This is a genomic window from Dickeya sp. ws52 (assembly GCF_007210685.1).
Taxonomy (GTDB): Bacteria; Pseudomonadota; Gammaproteobacteria; order Enterobacterales; family Enterobacteriaceae; genus Dickeya; species Dickeya chrysanthemi.
Genome location: NZ_SZVX01000013.1, coordinates 116,220 through 141,507, shown reverse-complemented (window position 1 = coordinate 141,507; position 25,288 = coordinate 116,220). Strand labels below are relative to the sequence as shown.

The 25,288-nt window shown below is 52.7% G+C and carries 18 protein-coding genes and 1 tRNA gene; 8 read left to right on the top strand and 11 right to left on the bottom strand.

All coding sequences use genetic code 11. From position 1 onward, the window contains the following. From FDP13_RS14200 to FDP13_RS21680, 3 genes are all read left to right on the top strand, one after another. On the top strand, positions 1-2,417 hold a 2,417-nt coding region (locus FDP13_RS14200; protein ID WP_234424413.1), incomplete at its 5' end, for an RHS repeat-associated core domain-containing protein. A gap of 11 nt (positions 2,418-2,428) precedes the next feature. After that, positions 2,429-3,274: a toxin gene (locus tag FDP13_RS14195; protein ID WP_143839705.1), complete on the top strand. Its 846-nt coding sequence runs from the start codon at positions 2,429-2,431 to the stop codon at positions 3,272-3,274. A 298-nt stretch (positions 3,275-3,572) separates the two neighbouring features. After that, positions 3,573-3,719 (top strand): hypothetical protein, encoded by a 147-nt coding sequence (locus FDP13_RS21680; protein ID WP_155246175.1) that lies wholly within the window; start codon positions 3,573-3,575, stop codon positions 3,717-3,719. Between the two features lie 161 nt (positions 3,720-3,880). Here FDP13_RS21680 and FDP13_RS14190 read toward each other — a convergent pair whose 3' ends face one another. After that, positions 3,881-4,807, bottom strand: coding sequence for a hypothetical protein (locus FDP13_RS14190; RefSeq protein WP_143839704.1), 927 nt, complete (start codon positions 4,805-4,807; stop codon positions 3,881-3,883). Positions 4,808-5,822: 1,015 nt separating this feature from the next. Here FDP13_RS14190 and FDP13_RS14180 point away from each other — a divergent pair. Then, a complete protein-coding gene (locus tag FDP13_RS14180; protein ID WP_040001583.1) occupies positions 5,823-6,134 on the top strand; it encodes a DUF736 domain-containing protein in 312 nt (103 codons plus the stop codon). Between the two features lie 154 nt (positions 6,135-6,288). Here FDP13_RS14180 and FDP13_RS14175 read toward each other — a convergent pair whose 3' ends face one another. From FDP13_RS14175 to FDP13_RS14155, 5 genes are all read right to left on the bottom strand, one after another. Next, on the bottom strand, positions 6,289-7,572 hold the full coding sequence (locus FDP13_RS14175; protein WP_143839703.1) for an integrase arm-type DNA-binding domain-containing protein: 1,284 nt from the start codon (positions 7,570-7,572) through the stop codon (positions 6,289-6,291). Positions 7,573-7,733: 161 nt separating this feature from the next. Beyond that, positions 7,734-7,809 (bottom strand) — tRNA-Asn (locus tag FDP13_RS14170). 188 nt (positions 7,810-7,997) lie between these two features. Next, positions 7,998-11,108 (bottom strand): beta-galactosidase, encoded by a 3,111-nt coding sequence (locus FDP13_RS14165; protein WP_143839702.1) that lies wholly within the window; start codon positions 11,106-11,108, stop codon positions 7,998-8,000. Positions 11,109-11,286: 178 nt separating this feature from the next. Then, positions 11,287-12,360: a LacI family DNA-binding transcriptional regulator gene (locus FDP13_RS14160; protein WP_033577713.1), complete on the bottom strand. Its 1,074-nt coding sequence runs from the start codon at positions 12,358-12,360 to the stop codon at positions 11,287-11,289. An 87-nt stretch (positions 12,361-12,447) separates the two neighbouring features. Continuing rightward, the gene (locus FDP13_RS14155) at positions 12,448-13,164 is read right to left on the bottom strand and encodes an aspartate/glutamate racemase family protein (protein ID WP_033577725.1); all 717 of its coding nucleotides are present in this window, start codon (positions 13,162-13,164) and stop codon (positions 12,448-12,450) included. Between the two features lie 150 nt (positions 13,165-13,314). Here FDP13_RS14155 and hypT point away from each other — a divergent pair, with 150 nt between their 5' ends. Then, positions 13,315-14,208, top strand: a complete 894-nt coding sequence (hypT, locus tag FDP13_RS14150; protein WP_033577714.1) for a hypochlorite stress DNA-binding transcriptional regulator HypT — start codon at positions 13,315-13,317, stop codon at positions 14,206-14,208. Between the two features lie 51 nt (positions 14,209-14,259). On the opposite strand, the gene FDP13_RS14145 is transcribed toward hypT, so the two are convergent. Continuing rightward, entirely contained in the window at positions 14,260-15,549 is a 1,290-nt protein-coding gene (locus FDP13_RS14145; protein ID WP_033577715.1) for a dicarboxylate/amino acid:cation symporter, read from the bottom strand. Positions 15,550-16,471: 922 nt separating this feature from the next. Between FDP13_RS14145 and flhA the strand changes: the two genes are divergently transcribed. After that, the gene (flhA, locus tag FDP13_RS14140) at positions 16,472-18,643 is read left to right on the top strand and encodes a formate hydrogenlyase transcriptional activator FlhA (protein ID WP_050516177.1); all 2,172 of its coding nucleotides are present in this window, start codon (positions 16,472-16,474) and stop codon (positions 18,641-18,643) included. An 83-nt stretch (positions 18,644-18,726) separates the two neighbouring features. Here flhA and FDP13_RS14135 read toward each other — a convergent pair whose 3' ends face one another. The 4 genes from FDP13_RS14135 to FDP13_RS14120 all read right to left on the bottom strand — a co-directional run bounded on the left by FDP13_RS14135 (position 18,727) and on the right by FDP13_RS14120 (position 23,945). Continuing rightward, positions 18,727-19,743 (bottom strand): ParA family protein, encoded by a 1,017-nt coding sequence (locus tag FDP13_RS14135; RefSeq protein ID WP_143839701.1) that lies wholly within the window; start codon positions 19,741-19,743, stop codon positions 18,727-18,729. Next, complete coding sequence (locus FDP13_RS14130; RefSeq protein WP_143839700.1) at positions 19,740-20,948, bottom strand: ATP-binding protein; 1,209 nt, start codon at positions 20,946-20,948, stop codon at positions 19,740-19,742. The genes FDP13_RS14135 and FDP13_RS14130 overlap by 4 nt, the downstream gene beginning before the upstream one ends. 269 nt (positions 20,949-21,217) lie before the next feature. After that, positions 21,218-23,368: a formate dehydrogenase subunit alpha gene (fdhF, locus tag FDP13_RS14125; protein WP_033577716.1), complete on the bottom strand. Its 2,151-nt coding sequence runs from the start codon at positions 23,366-23,368 to the stop codon at positions 21,218-21,220. Between the two features lie 34 nt (positions 23,369-23,402). Further along, entirely contained in the window at positions 23,403-23,945 is a 543-nt protein-coding gene (locus FDP13_RS14120; protein ID WP_012770402.1) for a 4Fe-4S dicluster domain-containing protein, read from the bottom strand. A gap of 513 nt (positions 23,946-24,458) precedes the next feature. On the opposite strand from FDP13_RS14120, the gene FDP13_RS14115 reads away from it, so the two are divergent. Both FDP13_RS14115 and FDP13_RS14110 read left to right on the top strand, forming a co-directional pair. Further along, positions 24,459-24,716, top strand: coding sequence for a DUF4160 domain-containing protein (locus tag FDP13_RS14115; protein ID WP_012770401.1), 258 nt, complete (start codon positions 24,459-24,461; stop codon positions 24,714-24,716). Positions 24,717-24,723: 7 nt separating this feature from the next. Then, the gene (locus FDP13_RS14110) at positions 24,724-25,212 is read left to right on the top strand and encodes a DNA-binding protein (RefSeq protein ID WP_027712526.1); all 489 of its coding nucleotides are present in this window, start codon (positions 24,724-24,726) and stop codon (positions 25,210-25,212) included. Positions 25,213-25,288: the final 76 nt, after the last annotated feature.

The window sequence follows — 25,288 nt, the reverse complement described above, 5'->3', positions numbered from 1 at the left end:
TGAATCTGTACGACGACCTTAACCGGCTGGTGGAGGAAACGGACGCACTGGGGAACCCGACGCGTTATCACTACCCCGGTGCGCAGGAGAGCCTGCCGGACAGCGTGACCGATGCGCTGGGCGGAACGGTGACACTGGCCTGGGACAGGCAGGGGCTGCTGACGGCGCGTACCGACTGTTCCGGGCAATGCACGATCTTTGAGTATGACCGCTATGGGCAGTTGCTGACCTCTGTCGATGCGGAAGGTCATCGTACCCGTCGTGAATGGGATGCGCATGGGCAACTGGCGGGCGTTATCTACCCGGACGGCCGCCGGGATACGCTGCGCTGGAATGAACGCGGTCAGTTACAGGCATGGCGCGACGCGCAGAACAGCGAGGTACGCTGGCAGTATAACGCGCTGGGCCAGCCGGTGAGTGTGACAGACCGGCTCCGTCGGGTAAAACGCTGGCATTATGACGTGCGTGGACAGTTGCTGCGGCTGGAGAACGGCAACGGTGCGGAATACCGCTTTGGGTATGATGCGGCAGGTCGCCTGGTGAACGAGCGACGGGTGGACGGCGTTGAACTGACGTTCCGCTACGACGAGGCGGGCTACCTTTGTCAGCGATCGCAGCGTGGTCAGGCGGCGAATGATGAAGCCATACCGCACGTTTACCAGCATGATATCGCCGGGCAACTGGTTCGCCGCGCCCATGCCCATGCCGTGTTTCATTATCAGCACGATGACCGGGGACGGCTGGTTTCGCTGAGGCGTGAGCCCAGTGAGGCAGGTCTTGCGCTGGGTATCAGCGCGGATGAGGTCAGGCTGAGTTATGATGCGGCGGGCTATCTGTCGGGTGAGCACGGCAGTGGGGGCGACATTGCCTACCGGCGGGATGCGCTGGGGAATGTGAGCACCCTGTCACTGCCGGATGGCGACGAACTGCACTGGCTGCGTTACGGTTCAGGGCATGTCAGCGCGGTGAAATTCAATCATCAGGTGGTGAGTGAGTTTACCCGTGACCGGCTGCATCGGGAGATAACACGCACACAGGGACGACGAGAACAGCAACGAACGTATGACCGTCTGGGCCGTCTGACGTCACAGCGCAGCGCGTTGTGGGAAGTGGCGGAGCCGGAGCAGCGGATACTGTCGCGGGCGCTGAGCTATACGGCATCCGGCGAACTGGCCTCGGTCAGGGACAGCCTGCGGGGTGACGTCGAGTACGATTACGACGCCGAAGGGCGTCTGGTGAAACGGGCAGATGTACACTGGCAGGTTCACCACCGGGCGTACGGGTATGATGGAGCCGATAACCTGCGGGATGCGGAAGACCGGCATGGTATCTTCCCGTTAGCCGATAACCGGCTGATGCACTGGCGTAATCTGTGGAACCAGTATGATGGTCAGGGTAACCTGACGCGGCGACGTGAAGGCGCAACAGAACAGTATTATCAGTATGATGCGGACAACCGTCTGGTCGCGGCGCGTGGCCGGGGGCCGCAGGGCGAGTTCGTGGCGCGATATGGTTATGACGCACTGGGAAGGCGAACCGGTAAAACGGTGACCTGGTGTGAGAGCGGGAAGCAGGAAGAGACGCACTTTCTGTGGGAAGGCTACCGGTTGTTGCAGGTCAGGCAGCCTGACCGGAAAGATAGCTACGTGTATGACCCGACGGTATGGTGGTCGCCGTTAGCGCGCATCACACAGCAGGCGGGAGCGAGTGAGGGCGATATCCGCTGGTTCATCACGGACCTGAATGGTGCCCCGCTGGAGATGACGGATGCGGACGGCTCGGTCCGCTGGAGCGGCGACTACGGCAGCTTTGGCCAGCTACGCGGGCAGACGCAGGACAGTGAGGGACTGCGCGACGGCAAGACAGTGGAGCCGCAGCCACTACGTTACGCGGGGCAGTACGCGGATAACGAAACCGGGTTGCACTACAACCTGTTTCGTTATTACGACCCGACGGTAGGCCGGTTTACCACACAGGACCCGATTGGGCTGGCGGGCGGGATTAATCTTTATCAGTATGCGCCTAACCCGTTATCTTGGGTTGATCCGTTTGGACTAACAGGGACATATATTTTTACTGATGAAGTTACATCGTATATTGGTAAAGGGCCAGAGTCTCGAATGAATAGCTCCATGAACTATCGTATAGGTGGTAAATCTAATGCTACACAATTCGCACATATGGATTTTGGTGACAATAAATTAGGTTTTATGGTCGAGCACCGATTGATGGAGAAATATAATGCCCGTTACTCCCCTGATTTTGCGAATAGTGAACGTATAAACTCACCAGGTAAAAAACTATATGATGCTGCAGATGCTAAAACTCAGAAGAAGGTTGATCAGCTAGCTAATAAACTAGACGAGAAATTTAAAGCATCTAAAAAATCCAAATCATCTAAAGCATCTACATGCTAAGGGGTAATGCCGTGAAAACTGTTTTTTATAATGAAAACACACAAGAGCTTGAAATACCGTTTGATGTTCTTTCTAAGGGGGTTTCCTATGCTGAAAAAAATGAATTTAATAGTATTAAAATAATTAATCCAATAGAAAAGGGCAGCGTTGGGCTTGACTTAACCCCATTGGCTGGAAATAACAGTATATCTTCTGTTTATATCGCCGATGATGTCAATTTAAATAAGGTTGATTTATCGCCGCTATATGAAATGAATGCAATAAAAAAAATAACAATGCAATATTTAAAGGGAAAAATAGAGTTCTCTAAATTTTCTGCATTGGAAACTCTTTATATAACAAAAGCAGACAGTGAAATAGATATATTAAATGTTAACGGATTAAAAGATCTTTTGTTGGTTTCTACAAAAAATATTGATTGTGGTTTTATATCTAATCTGAAAGAGTTGGAGTCTCTTAGAATTAGTAGTGCTAAGCTCAAGAGCTTGTCAGGAATAGAATCTCTCTGTGCGCTGAAAACTCTAAGAATAACTTACTGTCCAAGTTTATTAGATATTTCAGGTGTAAATAAAATAAAAAATCTATCTCATCTTTATGTCGAGAAGTGTAAGGGTTTGACCGATTTTTCCTTTCTTTCTGGCAATGAATCCATTAGAGATTTATTTTTGTCAGATGTTGATTCGCTCGCTTTTATTCCTTCAATGAAATCCATTGAAAATATTAAATTTTGGAATCTAAAGGATGGTGATATGAATTTTCTTTTTGATGCGCCAACGCTTAAGAAAGTTGATTTTCATCCTATGAAAAAAAACTATACTCACAAAAAAGATGAAATAAATAATATCATAGGAAAATGATGTTTAATCATTGGAAATAAAAATCAAGGGTGAATATAAAACGCTTTCGGTTAGTGATAATTTATGATGTGACGTCGAGTACGATTACGAAGGGCGTTTAGTGAAACGGGCAGATGTACACTGGCAGGTGCACCACCGGGCGTACGGGTATGATGCGGCAGATAACCTGCGGGACGCGGAAGCTGGCATGGTGTCTTCTCGTTAGCCGAAACCGGCTGCTGCACTGGCGCAATCTGTGGAACCAGTATGATGATGGTCAGAAGAACCTGACGCGTCGGCGTGAAGGTGACACGGAACAATGTTTGATCATTCAACAGCAGAGCAGCATGTTGATGATGAAGTAGCTACATTGTTGTTATTTGTTCCAATTAAATATCCAAAATCAGGTCGATTAAATGAAAAAAAATTAAAGGAGTGGGTAGAAAAACGAAGAACTGCATCGTAGAAAATTATTTCTTTTAAGAAAGACTTGCTAATGCAATAAGGTGGATAAACTAGGCTGTGTCCCTTAATTAATTTTCACTGCCATCACCTGTCAACGTTGTGTGATTTTCCATCTCGCAGGTAATTAGGGATACAGCCTGAATTGAATGAAAAAATGTCATATTAATTAGATGCCGAAATGGATGTTGGCGAGCCGCGCTCCAGTGCAGTTTTTAGTGTATCGCCGCTTAGATGGTCGGTGATACCATCAGTTGATGCCCATTGCTCAAAAATGGACAACAGCTTATAGGGCTGCCGGATTAATGGACTAATGGCCTCATTATGTTTACAGGCGAGCCAGAATAATCGGGATAGCGGCGTGGATATCCGCGTGGAAGATGATGCGGATGTTTGGTTTTTGGTCGGCATGTCGATTAACTTTTCCAGTTCAGTATGCCGGATAACAAAACAGGCATCTTGCGGTAGGTCATGAACCGGAAAGTAATCCTTTCGGAGGTATGGATTCATGCCTTGTTGTAAAATTCTTTGATAAATATCAGTCGATATTTTTTCAGGAAGTCGCATGATCTTTTGGTTTATTCTTTCCTGCCATGTGAGCTTTTCGAATACCTGAAATATCTCTCCTGAAAGGGTTACCGATATACCGTAATTGATTTCATTTGTACCGATGTGTGGCAATGGAATGCGCAGGGAGCGGGCAAGCAAGCGTTGTACCATAACGTACTCATATCCCGCTAAGAGTGTGTCAATAATGGGCTGGGTGGGAGTAATGTATTTTCCCTCGGTACTGAGAATAAGATCTCGCTTGCCAAGAAAACTGCTTCGATCAAGCAAACATAGCTGGTCGATGAGTGAGTGCCCGACTGGCCGTAATTTCAATTTATTATCTAATATTCGTATTTTTCGTAAAAAAATTGGTGACTGGAAGTAGATGGAAAGACTGATGTTTCCATATAAAGCATGGCGATAAATATCACTGTCTGTCAATTCTATTTTTGTTGTTTTCTTCGTTATTCTGATAGCCTCCTGTATCGTCATCCATTCAGGCATACTGCTTTTCGTGTTTAAAAGGAAGGTTTGTTTTTGCATGATGTAATCTCCTTCAGAATGACAACCTTTCCTGTGTGTAGAGCGTAAAGGGTGATTAATAAACTTGCTGGGTATAAAGTTAGCGTTCCATATGTAAATTTATAGAGCGAAAAAAGTTTATTTAGAATGACCAGCTTTATCTATTTTTAGGTTTTTTAAGAAAGAAAATAACAAATCCACAAGGAATGGGGGGATCTGTATCACAAGTGGGCTACCGCCTGCCGTTGCAGCAGCACTACAGCACCTGGGTTATGCACACTTTAGTTTTATGAATGGATGTCATCAACGTGTTTCACTGGCATGGACAACCCAGAACTGTTTTGTCAGATTGAATTTATAGAATGAAATTTTTATTCAAACTAAATTTAGTCTGCCATAAAAATATATGTCCTGCTGTTATTGTTGGTCATTACGTGTTAATTCTGGTTTTTTTGAATGTATGGAGAGGGTCATTGTCATTTTTTCAGTATTAAAAGGATGTCACGTCGTAATTGGCGGGGCGTTTTCGTTTGCCATCATTTGCTGCGTCAGGTTGTATGGATGTTTGCCGTTTTTGACACTGGCGCCGAAGGTATTGCGGTCATGAAGGATACGTCACCGATATGCCGCCCGGTCTGATGACCGGATTGACGCCATAGGCTGTTTGCACCGAGGGGCAGACGGTAGAGCAGGCCCGCCCGTCGCAGGGATGATGACCTTGGCTGTATCAGGAGAGGAGCCGGTAAAGCCGTTGTGCGGGGAAGCCGGGTCAGCCAGTGCGCCTTTCGGATCGGTCGGCCCATGCGTCCTTGAGCACGTTGTGGATCCTTGCAGGAGCCGGGCTTCATGGCCGCAACCGGAAGAGGCAAACAATTTCCCCGGCGCAAGCGCCTTCCTCGCGCAGCAAATTCTTTGCCTCTTCCGGTCCTTCACGGTGTTGCGGTCGTAAGCGATGCGGCCAGCCCGGTTCCTGCCGTTCGGATCACAACAAAGGACGCGACAGGCGCGACCTTGAAAATCCGAAAGGAGCAACATCATGGCTAACATCGGCACCTTCACCGCACAAAACAACGGCTTCACTGGCACCGTCCGCACCCTGACTTTGAATGTCAAGGCGAGGTTCATCCCCTGCGACAAAAGCAGCGAGCACGCCCCTGACTTCCGTATTCAGACCCTCGGTGGTTATGACATCGGCGCAGCCTGGCGGAAAATCAGCCAGGCCGAACGGCCTTATCTGTCGGTGACGCTCGACGATCCTTCGTTCCCGGCAACCCTCTATGCTCGCCTTATCGAAGACGAGAATGGCAAGCATCATTTGATCTGGTCGCGCAGCAAACCGTCGGCCTGACAGTCAGACATCACGCCCCGCCAGTCACGGCGGGGCGCACACTGTTTACTCCGGCAATAAGCCTGTGGCTCATTGCGTTTTTACTGCTCTTGAGGTGGTCAATGCTGTATGTCCCCTGCGGTAATGCGCAGGGGACCACAGCGAATTCTTTTTGCTAACCGATGATAAAGTTTACTGCGCGATCCCTGCATTCTCGCGCATAAACATAGGGCGCAACGTATCCTTCCCGGTTCATATCCAAATAATCCGACCACCATTGCATCATCGCTTTACGGGCATCGAGATATTCTGCTTTATGGATGTAAGCCGCTCGAACGCTATTGCGTTCCTGGTGGCTCATCTGGCGCTCAACCGCATCCTGCGCCCACAGTCCAGATTCCATCAGCGCACTACAGGCCATTGCCCGGAATCCATGACCGCAGATTTCATCTTTCGTGCCATAACCCATCAGGCGCAAAGCCTTGTTGACCGTGTTTTCGCACATTGGCTTATACGGATTATGGTCACCGGGAAATATCAGCTCCTGATGCCCGGAGATTTCCCGTATCTGTTTCAGAATAGTGATGGACTGACGGGAGAGGGGAACGATATGCGGGGTACGCATTTTCGCGCCACGCCCGGAATAACGCACGCCGGGGATGGCTTCGCGGGTGGCGGGAATAGTCCAGATGTTATTTCTGAAATCAATTTCCGACCATCGAGCGAAGCGCAATTCGCTGGAGCGGATAAACAGATGCAGGGTGAGCGATACGGCCAGCCGGGTTAATTCTCGTCCTTGCTTATAGTCCTCGATGCGCGTCAACAACTCCGATAGTCGCTCCAACGGAAGGGCAGGGTAGTGGCGTTTAACGGGAGGGGCGATAATACCGTCCAGATTTGCCGCTGGGTTGTGCTCTATTAATTCCTGATGTACGGCATGACGCATGATGTTGCACATATGCTGTCGGGTTCGTGCCGCCACTTCCAGCAAACCTTTTTTCTCAATCCCTTTCAGCAGGTCGATGAAGTGGCGAGTTTTCAGTTCTGTGACTGGCAGGTGTCCAATTATCGGGAAGACATGGTTATTCATGCTGGCGAGCAGACGGGCGGCATGGTTCTCTGACCAGGTTCGGTTGCTTTTATGCCAGCTCAATGCCACGGTCTTGAAACTCTTTGCAGGAGAACGAGCCGCCTTTTCAGCGGCGCGTTGCTGTGTCGGGTTGATATTTTGCGCCAGCAGCCTGCGGAATTCGTCACGTTTCTGGCGTGCTTCCGACAAACTGATTAACGGATAAGCGCCTAATGCTATGCGGGTCTCTTTGCCAGCAAAATAGTATCTGAAGTACCAGAGACGTGAACCGGTAGGTTTAACGTGAAGATATAGACCGTGCGAATCGGATAGTTTGATGGAAGCAACAGGAGGTTTTAAGTTGCGGATTTTCGTGTCATTAAGAGACATATGCGGGTCACTCCATTATCGAACTGGAAAGACCCCAAATCTGACCACCAAATTCTCCCGATGCGGAGGGAAAACTGAAAATGCATCGGGAAGATATTTCACGCTAACTTATTGAATCCGAATCACATAGGGATTCGCAAAGCCGCATGAAAACAAGAATCTGGCTCCTCTGACTGGACTCGAACCAGTGACATACGGATTAACAGTCCGCCGTTCTACCGACTGAACTACAGAGGAATCGTTGGAACGGGGCGCATGATAACGGGGTCTGTTGTGCATGTCAAAGGTGTAAACCACATTTTTGATGCGTTTGGCGAGGGAATGCGCAATGTGTTGTTTTTTTCGTACGATTGCCGTGATTGCGCGGCGCTGCGGTGGAAAAATAGCGGACTGGCAACAAGATGGGGCAGCCAGTCCGCAGGGGATTATCGTAACTGCAGTTGCAATTGGTAACGGTAGCGAGGGGCGGTTAGCAGGAAGTCCGGCGCAACGCTGGGGCTCCAGGAATCGTCACCGCCGATGCCCATGTGGAAGCCGTCCAGATTGAGCCAGGTGCCCGGTTCCGGCTGCAATAGATGGTGATGAGTGCAATCCATCAGTTGCTGCCGGCTGTAGCGGCCGATACCGAAATGGAAATCGCCCTCGATAAGCCAGTCGCCGTAGCGCAGTTCCCGAGTGTGGCAACGCAAGCCGTTTTCCGATGGAAAAATGTATGGCGTGTGCATCGCTTCCAGCGGTTGTTGCCAGCGACCGTGCAGCGCGGCAAGGCGTCGGTCAGGATAGTTTTCGTGCGGGCCCAGCCCCAGCCAGCTCACCTGTGGGGTGACCGCCGCCAGTTGCATACTGAGGCCGACGCGCGCCAGTGAAGGCAGGTGACGCGCGACGTCCACTTCCACGCTTACCGTCAGCACGCCTTGCGCGTCAATGCGCCACTGTTTACGGCTGATGAACAGCACCTGTTGCTGATAATGGCCGATGTGTTCGGTGGTGATCAGCACGCCGTCGCTGAGGGTATCGGCATGAATATGCCGACAGTCGGTGTCGTACCGATACAGCCCGGCCAGTTTCCAGCGTTCTACCCAGGCATTCGGGTCAATACGGTCGACTTCACTGATGCCGATGTCGTTATCCAGTGGCGCGCGCGCCAGGTTGTCCTGTAGCGGGCTGAGTAACTGAGCTTGCCCATCGCGCCACCACTGGGTCAGCAACCCGTTATGGCGATTAAACGCCCAGCGCTGTTGGCCGTGGATAACCTCGAACTGGTCGTCATTCTGGGTCAGCGTCGGACGTTTGCTACCGTCACGGCGTGGCGTTGGGCGTGCCAGCGGCATCGGTAACTGCCATTGATCCCAGGCGCAGCGGTGACCGGCAGGCGACCAGTCGGTCGCGTTCGGCTGGATCACCTCTACCGTCAGCCACATGTCGGCGTGGTGTTGCGGCGCAGGCAGTTGCTCAAGCAGAGTGAGGGTCTGGCAACCCTGTGGGGTAATATCGAGCGGTACACGGCCTGATGCCAGTTGTACATCATCCTGCATAATGCGCCAGTGCAGTTCCTCATTATCGCTCCGCCGGAATAGGTATTCGCTGGTGATGGTCAGCGTCAGCGGGGCATTCTCATGGTGGTTGAACTGGAAAAACTGCTGGGCGCGCTGAGCTTCGTACAATGCCGGGTGCGGCGTGCGATCGGGGAACACCAGACCGTTGAGGCAGAATTGTCGGTCGTTGGGTTTATCACCGAAGTCGCCGCCGTAGGCCCAGTGCGTTTTGCCATCCTGCTCACGTGTCAGCGCCTGATCCACCCAGTCCCAGACGAAACCGCCCTGCAGGCGCGGATATTGACGGAATGCCTGCCAGTAACGGTCAAACCCGCCGAAACTGTTACCCATAGCGTGTGCGTATTCGCACAAAATGAGCGGGCGATGTTCTCCCGGCAGCCCAATCCACTTTTTGATTGACCACTTCGGCACCGCCGGGAACGGTTGGTCCTGATCAACACGGGCATACATCGGGCACAAAATATCGGTGGCGGGCGTGTCGGCGCCGCCGCCTTCGTACTGCACCGGTCGGGTTGGATCCTGCTGCTTTACCCACTGGTAGAGCGCGCTGTGGGTAGGGCCGTAGCCAGACTCATTGCCCAGCGACCAGATAATAATGCAGGGGTAGTTGCGATCCCGCTGTACCATGCGGGTGACGCGTTCGGCATAAGCCGGTAGCCAGCGCGGGTCGTCCGACAGGCGGCTCATCGGCTGCATACCGTGGGTTTCGATGTTGGCCTCGTCCACTACGTATAGACCGTAGCGGTCACACAGCCGATACCATAATGGATGATTGGGATAGTGGGAGCAGCGCACCGCGTTGAAGTTGTGCTGCTTCATCAGCAGAATGTCCTGCCGCATGGTCGCTTCATCAATCGCCTGACCATACTGCGGATGGTGTTCATGGCGGTTAGTGCCGCGAATCAACAGCGGTTGACCGTTGAGCAACAGCAGCCCGTTACGGATGGCGACTTCGCGGAAACCGACGTCATAGGCTTCCGCTTCCACCAGCGTGCCGTCGTACTCCAGCGCCACCACTGCGCGATACAGGTTGGGCTCTTCCGCACTCCATAAAGCGGGCTGCGCCACCTCCAGTTGCAGGCTCACCCTGTCGTGATAGGCGCCGCGTTCATCAATAGCCGGCGTGCCGAAGGGGGCGCGCTGTTCTCCCACCAGTTGCCCGCCGCGCCACAATTGCACCGCCAGTTGCCACGCCTGAGCCTGATCTTCCGGCAGGTTTGCCAGCGCGGTGACGCACAGCGTACCTTGGGTATAGCTATGCCGTAGCGGGGTGGTGAGTTGCACATCACGCAGGTGTACCGCCGGTTTATGCAACAGGTAGACATCACGATAAATGCCGCTCATGCGCCACATGTCCTGATCTTCCAGATAGGTGCCGTCAGACCAGCGCAGCACCATCACCGCCAGCCGGTTTTCTCCCGGTTGCAGGCAGGATGTCAGATCGAATTCCGCCGGTAGCCGGCTGTCCTGGGAATAGCCGACCCATTGCCCGTTGCACCACAGATGGAAGGCGGAGTTAACGCCGTCAAACACGATACGGGTCTGGCCCTGAGTCAGCCAGTCACCGTTGACTGAGAATGTGAGCGAGTAACAACCGGTGGGATTGTCTTGCGGTACGAACGGTGGATTGACCGGTATCGGGTATTTGATATTGGTGTAAATCGGCGCATCGTATCCCGCCAGCTGCCAGTTGGACGGTACCGCGAGCGGGTTCGCATCGGTCAGATCCTGTGTCAGCCACTGTTCCGGTACGGCCTCCGGACGTGAGAAATAGCTGAAGGTCCATTCACCATTCAGCATCTGGCGTCGGTCGGAAGGTTGATCGTCTCGTGCGGCGTTGAGGTTGCGCCAACTGGAAAACGGCGGATGCGCATCCAGCCGGCGGATGTGGGGGCAGGCCGGGTTTTCCCAATCGCGTCTGGCCAGAATATCCGCCAGCGAGAGGCCGGATAGCGGAGCGTAAGCGGAAGCAGTAGACATAAAACAGGCTTTCCTTTTGGCTGAAAGAGTGAGTGGCTGAGCCGTCTGGCAAGCGGGTAAACAAAAATTGTTATCCGCTCACAATTTACTGTCAGGATCACGGCTTGCCGGATGGGAGTAAAGCGCAGAGACGCCGGAAAGTGGTGTCGATCACAAAACCGGCGTCAGGAGGAAGCGGTTAGCGTTGTAACTGCCTTGCCAGTGTAATCAGTTGCTGCGCGACATCCTGCGGCGACAACGTGGAAGGCTGCCAGGCGGCGGTAGTCTGGCGAGGGATCAACGTCGTTTTCAGGCGCAGCGGGGTCGGGGTGTGCGGGTGTTGCAGGCAGTCCAGCAGCCGGTTGACGCTTTCCCGCCCCAACTGCCTGAAATCCTGACGAATAGTGGTCAGTGGCGGCTGGAAATAAGCACTGTCGCGGGTGTCGTCAAAACCGATCACCGAGATTTGTTCCGGTACGCGTAACCCATATTCATGGATTGCCCGCAGGACGCCGAGCGCCATTTGATCATTGGCGACGGCAATGGCGGTCGGACGAACCGAGCTCGCCAGCAGCAGGTGCGCCTGCTGATAACCCGCGCTGGCGCTCCAGTCACCTTCCGCTATGGCGCACGGCGTTAACTGATGGGCAGCCAGCGCCTGTTGCCAGCCTTCGTAACGCAGCCGCGCAGACACCGAGCTTTGCGGGCCGGCAAGCAAGGCAATCCGTTGGTGACCCAGCGCTACCAGATGATCGATAGCCAGCCTGGTGCCCTGATGTGGGTCGAATATCACGCTTGGCAGGTCGGCGGTGGGGGGCGTGTCAAGAAACAACACAGGCGTGGCGGCGCATAACTGGTGGATATGCGCCGCCTCTTCCTGTTCCAACGGCACGTTGATAAGCACGCCGTCGACCCGTTGCGATAGCAGTTCATTCACCGCGCGCTGGATGTCATTACCATCTGTCGCGCGCAGCATCGAGATCACCACGTTGAACCCCAGTTCGCTGGCGGTGGTTTTTATCGCGGCGGCAATCTGGGATGGCGCATGTAGCGACAGGTCGATAGTCGCCAGCCCGATGGTGGTGGCGCTACGGCGCGCCAGTTGCTGGGCTACCCGGTTGGGGATGTAGTGAAGTGCGGCCATCGCCTGCTCCACCTTTTCCCGGGTGCGGGCAGAGACATGAGGCGCCTGATTCAGCACCCGTGAGACGGTTTGGTAAGACACACCGGCGTAAGCCGCCACGTCATTGAGCGTTACTGGTTTCGCTTTCATGATGCTCTGTTAATCAGCCCCTGCATTGTCACCAGGCGTTATCATAACAAATGCCGATGAGGCCACACTGCGGTCAACAGAGAAAAATTATGCGGCGACCGGCGGGTGCGTCACCTGCTGGTAATACCAGGCGATGGTTTTTTTGATCAGTGCATCGGTGGCATCCAGATAGATGTCAGGGGTTGTACTCACTTCTGTCTCCAGAATCAGCGGGAGTTCGGTGCAACCCAGAATCATTTTTTCTACCCCTTGCTGACGCAGAGAGGCGACGACGGGCAATAATAATGCCCGCGACTGCGCGACATCGCCTGCCTTGTAAGCGTAGATGCTGTTCATCACCGCATCCTGCTGCTCATTAGTCGGCAACGTGCAGCGCACCTGCTGATCGGCCAGTGCGTGCTGGTAGATATCGCTGCGCACGGTAGCGGTGGTGGCCAGAATGGCAACGTGACGAACGCGTTGTTCAGCCACTTGCTGGCAGGCTGCTTCAATAATACTGATCATGTCCACCTGAGTGTGCTGTTTCAAATCCTCGAACCAATAATGCGCGGTATTACAAGGGATGATGATGCAGGTAGCGCCGGCGTTCTCCAGAATTCTCATGTACTCAATCATCTTTTTCAGCGGCGACGGGCTGTGATTGAGAATGCACTGGGTGCGATCGGGAATATCCGGAATAGATACGGCGATCACCGGAATGTGTTCCTGATCCTTGCGAGCCGGGGTCTGCCGGATAAGTTTTTGCATGGCATCGACGGTAGCGCCGGGGCCCATGCCGCCAAGAATTCCGATTACAGGGTTCACGTTTTCCGCCTCGCTGCGAATAGTTTGGAGTGGAAAAATCATCGCATAGCGCCCGAAAATGTGAATTGCGAAATTCCCATCGTCTATGTATGTTTTGCATAACCTTGTAGGTGTTATGCGTGAAATGCTTTTTATCAGCGGTGGCCAGTAATGCTTAATAACATTGAAACCAAGTGGTTATATGATTTTATCGCTCTGGAGGCGTTTCGCAGTTTCACACTGGCGGCCGAGACGCGTAACATTTCCCAGTCATCGTTCAGCCGGCGTATCCGGGCGCTGGAAGAAGCGGTAGGATTCGACCTGTTTGACCGAGGCGCGCAACCGCTACAATTGACCGAACAGGGCAAAATTTTCCACGCCCACATCCGCAATACCCTCGACGATCTGGAGTACCAGATTCACAAACTGCACGGCGGCAGCCACTACAAAAACAAGATTAGCATTGCGGCGGCGCATTCGTTGTCGGTGTTCGTGATGCCGGAACTGCTGAAAAACGTGCCGGACTTGCAGGAGAAAATCTTCTATGTCGAGTCGATTGATGTCGATGATGCGGTACTTAACCTGAAGGAGGGGCGCAGCGATTTTATTTTTTCGTTTTATAACGAGGAGCTGATGTCGGAGCCGTTTCGCCATACCCGCATCATGGATTCCACGTTATACCCGGTTTGCGCCTGCGATGTGGCCGGCAAACCGTGTTTTGATGTGCGGGCCGCCACATTGCCGCTGCTCAACTACACCGACACCAGTTATATGGGCCGTCAGGTCAATCGTTATCTCTCCACGCTGCCGCCCGAACGTTTTACCGTCAGTTTTGTCTCCTCAATGAGTGACTTGCTCAGGCGTATGGTGAAACAGGGGCTGGGCATTGCCTGGCTGCCCGATTATTCCATCGGTAATGAACTGGCGCACAACCAACTGGTGGTGCTGAAACTGGATAACGCCGTGATGAAGATGCCGGTGTATTTGTATCGGCTGGATGCCCGGCTGAACGTGGCGTCGGAGTCATTCTGGCGAGCGATGACGGCACGTCGTCCGGCGCCATAAAAAACAGCGGCCGGAGCCGCTGTTGGAGGATGAGCTGAATTCCGTGCGGAATCAGGCGTCTTGTCTGGCTTGTTGCAGCACCACGTCCGCTTCGGCCTCTTCCTCATCGTCGGTGATGTCTTTTTCCAGACGAGCCACCACAGCGGTAGAGATACTGTTGCCGATCACGTTGGTCGCGGTACGGCCCATGTCCAGGAACTGGTCGATGCCGAGAATCAGCAGAATGCCGGCTTCCGGCAGGCTGAACATCGGCAGCGTCGCGGCGACGACCACGACGGAAGCACGCGCCACGCCCGCCATCCCCTTACTGGTGATCATCAGCGTCAGCAGGATCAGGATCTGCTGAGTGAAGCTCAGGTCAATGTTATACGCCTGGGCGATAAACAGGATGGCGAACGATTGGTACATCATGGAGCCATCCAGGTTGAAGGAGTAACCCAGCGGCAGTACGAAGCTGGTGATCTTCTTCGGTACGCCGAAACGGGTCAGCGCATCCATGGTTTTCGGGTACGCCGATTCGCTGCTGGCGGTGGCGAAAGCCAGCATGGTGGGTTCGCGAATCAGTCGCGCCAGTACCAGAATGGAGCGGCCGAGGAAGGCGTAACCCACCAGGAACAACACCGCCCACAGCAGCGCCAGGCCAAGATAAAACTCACCGATAAGCTTACCGAAGTCATAAATCAGCCCCAGACCCTGCGTGGTAATGGCGGAAGCAATCGCCGCGAAGACGGCGATCGGCGCCAGCGCCATCACGTAGTCGGTCACGCGGAACATCACTTTAGCCAGCTCTTCGATGGTCGACAGGATAAAGTTGGCCTGCTTGTTGTGGTGTTTGACGTAAGCCAGCGCAGAGCCGAAGAACAGCGAGAACACCAGAATCTGCAGGATTTCGTTGTTAGCCATCGCTTCCACAATACTTTTCGGGAAGATATGACTGATGAAGTTTTTCAGCGTGAAACCATCGGTATTCAGACCGGTGGTAACGTGGTTGACCGGCGCGACCAGATTCATGCCGACGCCCGGCTGGAAGAAGTTCGCCAGCATCATGCCGATCAACAACGACAGGAAAGAGGCGGTAATAAACCAGGTCATGGCTTTCAGGCCGACGCGGCCCACGGCAGAAGAGTTCCCCATGCTCGCCAGGCCGGAAACCAGGGTGGCGAACACCAGCGGCGCGATGATCATTTTGATCAGACGCAGGAAAATGTCGGTCACCATATTAAAGTAAGACGCCACTTCTTTGGCTCGGGCGCCGTCCAGATAGGTGTGACATGCCCAGCCAATCAGAATACCGAGCACGATCGCCAGCATTATCTGTATTAATAACTTCTGCCTTTGCATAGAAACCTCATGTTGATGAATGTATTCAGACAACACCGGTGTTATTGCAGCGTAGCGGTCAAAGATGTCGTGAGACATACGCAGGCCGATACCCTGATTTGTTTGTGGGGTGTTGTGTCTGCCGCGCGGGATATTACAACGAATTGGGATTTTTTCCCTTTTTTTCTGCGAATAAAATGAAATACATCACTTTATGGGGGGTAAAACACCTTATTTTTGTACTGAAAATAGGTTGGTTGCCGATAAAACGTCATCAGCATGGTGATAATAAATTATTTATTATCAATGTATTGGGTGTTTTGTTGCGATGGCTGTCGGCGCTTTTTGTATCAATCATAACTTTTTCTTATATCTCGGTTCGAGTCAGCAATATATTCAATAATCGTCGCTAATTTATTTCTATGTCCCGATGGTCTTATTATTGGTTGATGACCCACGTGATTAATAAACAGTAATTACCCTTCTTTTTCATAAAAATATAATATGGCTCGATAACACGAAGTTATGCCGTTATCCGAATAAAAACGGCAGTAAATTTAATCACCTGCTTCTGTTGCACGAAAATGGAAAATAAATGTTATTTTTACTTTTTGCATGTAATTAAAATGTTTCATTTGGGTTTAATGTGATGGTATTTTAAGCAGCGAAAAGATAAGAGCGAAAATGAAGAACACGAATACGGCATAACGACACGATGACTTTATCTGTGCGGAATTTGTACGAAATATCCTGTAAATTATAAACAATTCTTATTATTGTGATTTCCGCTAGCGGTAACCGCTCATCGGATAACCGGTTGTCGGGCATTTGCCCGCGTTAGCACGATTCAGATCAAGCTATTGGTGAGGTGACGTGTCATTTCGTCGGTGAAGATCTTACACTATTTCCCCACACTATCTATGGAGATTGGATTACGGTGGTTATGGCGACACGACTGACAGACTCTCCGTCCCGGCTGTCTATTCTCTGGCAGGATGCCTTGCTGAAAATTTCTCAGTCGCTGCTGCAACAGCGTACGATCCCCGACTTGTTGCAGGCGCTGGACAGCGTGTCATTCTCCGTGGTGCGGTTCGGCCGGGTTAATTTGATCCTGCTTGATCCGTTACATAACCAGATGCATTTTTTCCGCCACGATCGTGATTCCGGGCAGACGCAATGCAGCGAAGAGGCGGTTCTGCTGGCCAATGGTCCCGGCGGTATCGTGTGGAGTACCCAAACGTTACTGCACTGTGACCGGACGCATTTTCAACGCGATTTCCCCCACCTGATCGACCTGCCGGCGTATATCGGATTAAGCGACTATTGTCAGTTGCCGTTGCATGGCACTCATCGCGTGTTGGGCGGAGTGGAGTTCCTCAAAACCGACGGCAGCCGTTTTACCGACAGCGAGCTGGATTTCTTTCAAACGCTGGCCGGTGTGGTGGCGCTGGTGGTGGAAAACATTCGCGAGCGCGAACACGTGTTGCAGGAAGAAGAGCGCTTGCGTCATGAGCGCGATCACCTGCGTATTCTGGTGGATGTCACCAATACCGTGATTTCCAAACTGGAACTGAAGGCGCTGGCGCTGGAAGTGTCGCGCGAGATCCACCGTTTCTTCGGCATTGATTTTATCGCGCTGGTATTAAAAGACGCAGAAGCACAAACGCGCTCGTTGAAATACCTTGCCACCGTTTATCCGCCGGCAGGCGCGCCGAAAACGGTACAAGGCGAGGTGGAGCGAGCGCAAACGCTGGCTGACGGCGTGATGGCGCAACAGCAGCCGCAATTGGTACAGGTGGCGGAACGCCTGAACCCAGGCGAGCCGCGTCCGCTTTGTCAGTGGTTTGAGCGTGAATTGTCTCATGTCTGTCTGCTGCCGTTGTCATTCGGTAACCGGGCGTTGGGGGTGCTGGAACTGGCGCACCGTTCAGCGCTGGTGGTCAGCGACGCGGACCTGCGGTTGCTGCGACAGATTGCCGCGCGCATCGCCATTGCACTGGATAACGCGCTGGCGTATGAGCAGATTACCCGGCTGAAAGATTCGTTGATCCATGAAAACTTCTACCTGACTGAACAACTGACCGAGCATATCCATCAGCGCAGCGGTGATGAGTTTGGTGAAATTATCGGCCGTAGCGCAGCGATTCAGCAGGTGCTGGAGCAGGTGGCGATGGTGGCCGCCAGCGACAGTACCGTGCTGATTCTCGGCGAAACTGGCACCGGTAAAGAACTGATTGCCCGCGCCATCCACAGCCTGAGCCAGCGAAAATCCCAGCGCATGATAAAAATGAATTGCGCCGCCATTCCCTCCGGCCTGCTGGAAAGCGACCTGTTCGGGCATGAAAAGGGTGCGTTTACCGGCGCCACCAGCCAGCGTCAGGGGCGGTTTGAACTGGCGGATAACAGCACGCTGTTTCTGGATGAGGTCGGGGATATCCCGCTGGAATTGCAGCCTAAGTTGTTGCGGGTGTTGCAGGAACGGGAGATCGAGCGGCTGGGCGGCAGCAAAGTTATCCCGGTGGATGTCCGGTTGATCGCCGCCACCAACCGTGACCTGAAACAGATGGTGGCGGACCGCGAATACCGTAGCGATCTCTATTACCGGCTTAACGTCTTTCCCATCGTCATTCCGCCATTGCGCGAACGGCCGGAAGATATCCCGCTGCTGGTGAAGTTCTTTACCCGCAAGATTGCCCGCCGTATGAATCGCACCATCGACAGCATTCCATCCGAGATGTTGCGTCAGTTGAGCCGTTTGCCGTGGCCCGGCAACGTGCGGGAACTGGAAAATGTGGTGGAACGGGCGGTGATCCTGACGCGCGGCACCACGCTAAATCTGCAGATAGATGAACTGCAACATCACCTGTCGCCGCTGGATGTGCCCAAACCGTCGTACCGTGATATTGCACCGCCGGTGGACACCGCAAGGCCGGACCCGCTGGCCGTGGACGATGAATCGGAGCGTGAGCGGATTATTCGGGTGTTGCGGGAAACCAATGGGATCGTCGCCGGCCCCAAAGGTGCGGCTGCCCGTCTTGGCCTCAAGCGCACCACGTTACTATCGCGTATGCAACGTATGGGCATTTCCGCCCGGGAAATAGAAGGGATTTCCTGATAAGACTCAGATAAGCATCCATGATCAGCCCGGAGATTGAGGACGCTTGGTTTATATTGTTTCATTTATATAGCCATTGACTTTTATAAGTTCATACCTATCTGAGCCGCAATCTTGATGGCTAATTGTCGAAAGTCTTTTTTGGCATCGCTAACGGCATTGGCATGACTACCGATAGCACCATCGGCTGACGTCAGATTGAATATCGGTTTACGGTATTCCTGCGCCATGGGGATAAGGCTACGGTAATGCTTAATTGTGGCCAGACAATAGGGGTCGGATTCTTGTTTCATGTTCTGAACCGGATTTTCATTGAGAACGGCCTCACGATACACCGAAGGGATACGTTGCACCCACTTGTCATAAGCCTTTACAGGGCGATCCAAACGTACTCCGTGTTGTTGACACAGATAGCCGATAGGTAGCATCTTGCCTGTCGGCAACTTGAAGTCAGGATGATTCTGAGATTCGGAGCTATCTTGCCAATTATCCAGACGCTTGCGCCAAAGATTCTTCCAGCCTCTTAGCGTCGGCCCTAGGTTGCTCAGGCCCTGAAGCGAAAAGAGATCTGCCCCGAGCGGAATCGCCACATAATCGGTAGCCAGTAGTACGGATCGATTTATCGCTCCCAGATTAGGGCCGATATCAACCAGTATAATGTCAGCTTGCACTTTTTCGGCGGCCATCTGCATGACTTGCCAAAATGCGGTGAGTATTCGCATTGGACGATATAAATTGTTATCGGCCATGCTATTTGGCCATTCAGATGACAGCAAATCCTCAAAACCAGACAGCGCCACATCTCCAGGTAAAAGATAAAGGTCGGTAGCAATGTTTTGTAGGTGTGGTTGAGTGATATCACCGACGCCGGTTAACGGCTTGATGCACTGATAAATAGTGGAACTGGAGCTTGGAGTATTCCAGATGTCTTCAATACGATTTTCATCCAGAAAGGCCGCCGTTAGGTTGGCTTGAGGATCCAGGTCCGCTATGACTACTCTTTTTCTCAGATGAGCAAACATCCAGGCCAGATGATAAATCAAAGAGGTCTTGCCGACGCCACCTTTGTTATTGAAAAACGTCAGAACTGGGATGCTCATGGTTTACCTCGCAAAATACAGACCACTGCTGTCTGGTTTGTCTCAAATTCCAGAGGTGGATTACCATTCCTATCCATCTCCCGTCTGGCGGTAGCGATACCGCGACCAAAAGCCTGTATAAAGCCAAATGTCTTTAACACATCGGCAATATTAGGATTACGGTAGTCTGTCACACCGGGTTGACCAAAGTTTTCTGGGGTGACATTACCGTAGGGACCACCAGGGCTATTGATTTCAATACGATCATTAAACCAATACACACGAATAGGTGCATTAGTACTCTCGTAAGTTCTGTGTAGAACAGCGTTATAGAGAATCTGTTGCAGCGCAGCTTGCGGGTAGGGTGATGAAATCAGATGGGTTGCGTGTGAGGTAATGTCCACCGCTGAGCGGTTGTGCGCTTTTAGCTTTTCTTCTGTTCGGCGGAGCATGTCGACAATGCTGCCATTGATTTCTTCTTCATCAATAACTGGGTCGGCAAGTTCTGTGCCGTCTATCCTCAAAAACTGAATATAGGCACCAGGCAGAAAATCTTGCGGGCTTTTTCCTAGTGCAAGCAAACCGAGGACTGTTGGCGTTGTATCTTCAGGAGATACAATCATACGACACGACGCCAGACGCTCTCCATAACTTCGCCCATTTTCTTCCAGAACATCGTCGGCAAATGCTTGTGGCAAATATTCACTTTCAAAAATCATTCGAGATAAATCACTTAGCCTTGCAGTGGGGAGCGGATAAATATCAAAGGGTAAATTTTTATAACGGCGTTTCTCGTTTAGCACACGTTCTTCTTGGGCATTGGCAATTGAACGCCGGGGGCCAGTGCGTATCCAGATGCGGCCTTCATACTTTACTGGTGGCATGTCGGAAGGAATGACGGTTACTACTGCGATATCCTTGCCTTTGAGCGTTCGCTTTTCAACCGTTAAAACAGGTAAAGGTAGGATGTTTCCATCTGTTTTCATATCCGCCAAAGACAACAGTAGTTGATCAGTGATTTCCAGATTGCTGGGGTCACCATTATCTTTCGCGCCGATGAATAATACTCCAGGCTGGTTATACCCTGGCAAATCGTTAGCGAAAGCGCAGACTGCCTGACGTGCTTTCTTAGGAACATCGCCCTTAAATGTTTCTTTACGTTCAGCACGATCTGACTCTGTATCATTCAACAGAGCCAGTAATTCATCATTGGTCAGTCTTGGCATGGTCGTACTCCTGCAGCTCAAACAGCATTGCCTGATAGTTGTCATCTGATCGGGGATGCAGACCAGATCGGGTATCCATTTACTAACAGAACTTAATCGTGCTGATCATAGCATTTGTAGGCCGTCTTCAAAATCCAACTCTATGCGCATAAATGCGGACTGAGAGTTGTACAGATTGATTGGAGGGGGTTCCTGACGAGGCAATGGATAACGCTGTGGAATTAATGAGAAAGAACCTCTCCTCTCCGGTAGGAGAGGAGAGGTAGCCGTTAACCCGCGACTTCCGCTTCTTTACGCAGACGAGCCTTCAGCGCGCTGTATTCCTGTCTGACATAGTTTTCCGCCCAGTTCTGATCGGCGATCGGCTCCAGTTTCACCGCACAGTGTTTGTATTCCGGCGTTTTGGCGATCGGGTCCACTTCGTCAAGCGTCAGCTCGTTGCAGGCGCCAATCCACCACTGGTAGGTCATATAAACCGCACCTTTATTGATGCGTTCGCTGACCATCGCCCGGCTGATCACCTTGCCGCGGCGCGATGCCACCCAGGTGAGCTGCTGGTCGCGGATACCGAGCGCGGCGGCGTCTTCCGGGTTCATCTGCACGTAACCCGGCTCGTCCGCCAGCGTTTGCAGTGCGGTACAGTTGCCGGTCATGGAGCGGCAGGAGTAGTGGCCCACTTCACGCACCGTGGAGAGCACCAGCGGGTAGTCGGCGTCGGTCAGTTCCATCGGCGGATGCCATTCTGTTGCAAACAGCAACCCTTTACCGTTCGGGCGGTCGAACTTGTTACCGGCGTACAGCCACGGCGTACCTGGGCTGTCTTCGGTCAGACACGGCCACGGTATATAACCCAGACCGGCCATTTTCTCGTAGGTGGCGCCGTAGTAGAGCGGGCACAGGTTGCGCAACTCATCCCAGATTTCCTGGGTGTTGTTGTAATGCATCGGGTAGCCCATGGCGGTTGCCATCAGGCTGATGATTTCCCAGTCCGGCTTCACATTGCCTTTCGGTTCCACGGCTTTGTAGAAGCGTTGGAAACCACGGTCGGCGGCGGAATATACCCCTTCATGCTCGCCCCACGACGTCGCGGGGAAGATGACATCCGCTACGGCGGCGGTCTTGGTCATGAAGATGTCTTGAACTATCAACAATTCCAGTTGGTTGAAGGTTTCACGTACTACCGACAGATCCGGCTCGGTTTGCAGCGGGTCTTCCCCCATCAGGTAATTGGCCCTGATCTTGCCTTCCTTGATCATGTGCGGCACATCGGTCAGCGAGTAGCCGATGCGGTCGGACAACGACGGCACGCCCCAGGCTTTGGCGAATTTCTCGCGGACATCCGCATCGGTGACTTTCTGGTAACCGGGGAACTGGTTCGGCAGCGCGCCCATATCGCAGGCACCCTGTACGTTGTTCTGCCCACGCACCGGGCCGACGCCGACGTTCGGGCGGCCGAGGTTGCCGGTCAGCAGCGCCAGGCCGGACAGACCTTTCACCACGTCGACCCCTTGCGTCCACTGGGTGACGCCCATGCCCCACAAAATGGTGGCGGACGGCGCAGCGGCATACATACGAATGGCATCGCGGATCAACTGCGGGTCGAGTCCGGTGATGTCCGCGACGTATTCCGGGGTGTATTTCGCGACGATGGCGCGGTATTCATCGAACCCTTCGGTGTGCTGCGCCACAAAGTTCGTGTCATACAGCCCTTCGTTGATCAGCACGTTGGCGAACGCGTTGACCAGCGCCATGTTGGAGCCGTTCTTCAGCGGCAGCCACAGGTCGGCAATGCGGGCGGTTTCGATATGACGCGGGTCGCAAACGATGATTTTAGCGCCGCGCTCTTTGGCTTTGATGATGCGACGCGCCACGATCGGGTGGGAATCGGCGGCGTTGTAACCAAATACCAGAATGCAGTCGGTTTTTTCGATTTCACAAATCGAGTTACTCATCGCCCCGTTGCCCAGCGTAACCTGCAAGCCGGAAACGGAGGGGCCGTGGCAGACGCGGGCGCAACAGTCGATGTTGTTGGTGCCGGTGACCGCGCGGGCGAATTTTTGCATCACGTAGTTGGTTTCGTTACCCGGGCCACGGGAGGAACCGGTGTGCATGATGGCATCCGCACCGTACTTCTCTTTGATGGCTTTCAGACGGGAACTGGCGAAATCGATAGCCTCCTCCCAGGAGACCACTTCGAACGGCGCACCTTTCTGGCGGCGGATCATCGGCTGTTTCAGTCGCGGGGTTAACAGCTTGGTATCGTTGAGAAAATCCCAGCCATAATAGCCTTTTAAACACAGTTCGCCTTCGTTGGTCAGGCCGTTGGCGCCTTCTGCGCCCACCACTTTGCCATTTTCCACCAACAGGTTAATTTTGCAGCCTGACCCACAATACGGGCAGACGGTAATCACTTTCTGCATGACATTGCTCTCCTTCATTGTACCGACGGCACGCTCAGAATTTCATTTCCGCGGCTTCATCAAGTGCTGCGCGCCGCTGTTTACGTAGGATCATCTCTTGAATGTCGTCCCGGCTTATCAGGCGCAGGGCTTTGGTAGGACAAACTTCGACACAGGCCGGACCGTTGGCGCGTCCTTCGCATAGGTCGCACTTGTGCGCTTCCGCCTTAATACAGCTGCCCAACGTCTGATAATGGCTGATACGCGCCACCGGTTTACTGATCACCGTCATGGCGCCGTACGGACAAGCCACCACGCAGGTTTTGCAACCGATACATTTTTCTTGCTGCACCCGGATATGATCGCCGGCATGGACGATAGCCCCGTTGGGGCACACATTGGCGCAGGGCGCATCTTCACAGTGACGGCACTGAATCGTGGTGCTGACATTCAGCCCCTTCACCACTTTGAGTCGTGGTGTGAAATGTTCCGTAGACAGCGATGACGGGTTGCCATCACTGTGGGCCAGCACACAGGCGACTTCGCAGGTGCGGCAGCCAATGCATTTCCTGGGGTCTGCTAAAACGAACCGGTTCATGACAGGGTCTCCTTCCGCGGCTCTGATGGAATAAAGGTTATGTCGACGGTATAGCCGCCGACACATCGGCATAGACGAAGCAGGGTTTGTGCCAGAATGAATGCTTATATCTTAATTTGCTGATTTTTAATTGTTTTAAGGTGAGGGCAAGGGGCGTGAACACCCGCGTCATGCTGGTGACGAGTGTCAATTGACAGGAGTTCGGCAGATTTGACGACATCTGTCTGATGCAGTGTCGTCCGTGGCGACAGGCGGATAAAAAACAAATCTGTTGCGAAGTGCGTTCCATCTCTGGAAACAGACTATCGAGGTGAGAAAGCCAGAGCTTTATTGTGTCCTCCGGGTGGTAGTTTCAGGGTGATGGCGCTTTACCCGCACATTTCAGCGGCGTGCAATCGTTTTTTATTTTTCAGTGAAATCAACATGGCGCCTTTTTACAGGCAAAAAGACGGGAATCGAATGGTTGTATCCTTTGGGATACGGTGTTAATCTGCTCATTGACAAGGAGTGCCAATGCCTGAGATTGACAGACTGGCAGGGCTAATTTTCCATTTGTACTTTTACGATGATGAACGGCACCATTTGCCGCATGTGCATGTTTGTTATGGTCATCATGAACTTATCATCAGTATTCGTACCGGAGTCGAGATCGAAGGATATCTGCCGAATAACAAGCGCAAGCTGGCGCTGGCGCATATCCGGGCCCACCGCCAACAGCTGTTGAGCATGTGGGAACGGGCGGTAGTGGGGAGAAATCCGGGAAAACTGTGAGGCATTTATGCATAAAATTGTGGAAGTTGACGTCATTGGCGATTTTTCGTTGCGCCTGACCTATGACGATGGTCTGGTTTGCGACATCAATCTTTATCAATATGCGCCCAGCCCGGTGTTTTCGAACGCCAGCCTGTTTATCAAGTTTGGTTTGCTGCCGGACGGTTCGCTGGAATGGCTGCCTGATATCAAGATTTCCGCATCGGAATTGCGGAAAAAAGGGGAGTATGTCAGCCACACGCTGGCGGTGAGAGAGCAGAATTTTGCCGATATCATCTCCCGCGCCTTCTATGATGCCGTGATTGAAAACCGGCCGGAAATTCTGCAGGCGGCGCTGAAAACCGCAGTAGACAAACATGGCAACAGTACGGTGGCCAAAGAGGCGGGAGCCAAAAGTCGTACCAGCTTGTATAAGTCATTGAATAAAAATACGCATGTCAGTCTGGCAACGGTAGTGAGTCTGGCCCACACCGTGTTGCAACTGGAAGAAAAATAGGCGAGCGGCTTCGGGGCAGAGGCAGAATCCGATCTGCCCGCCCCACAGGAAGGTCAGCGATGTAGCTTGTTAATGT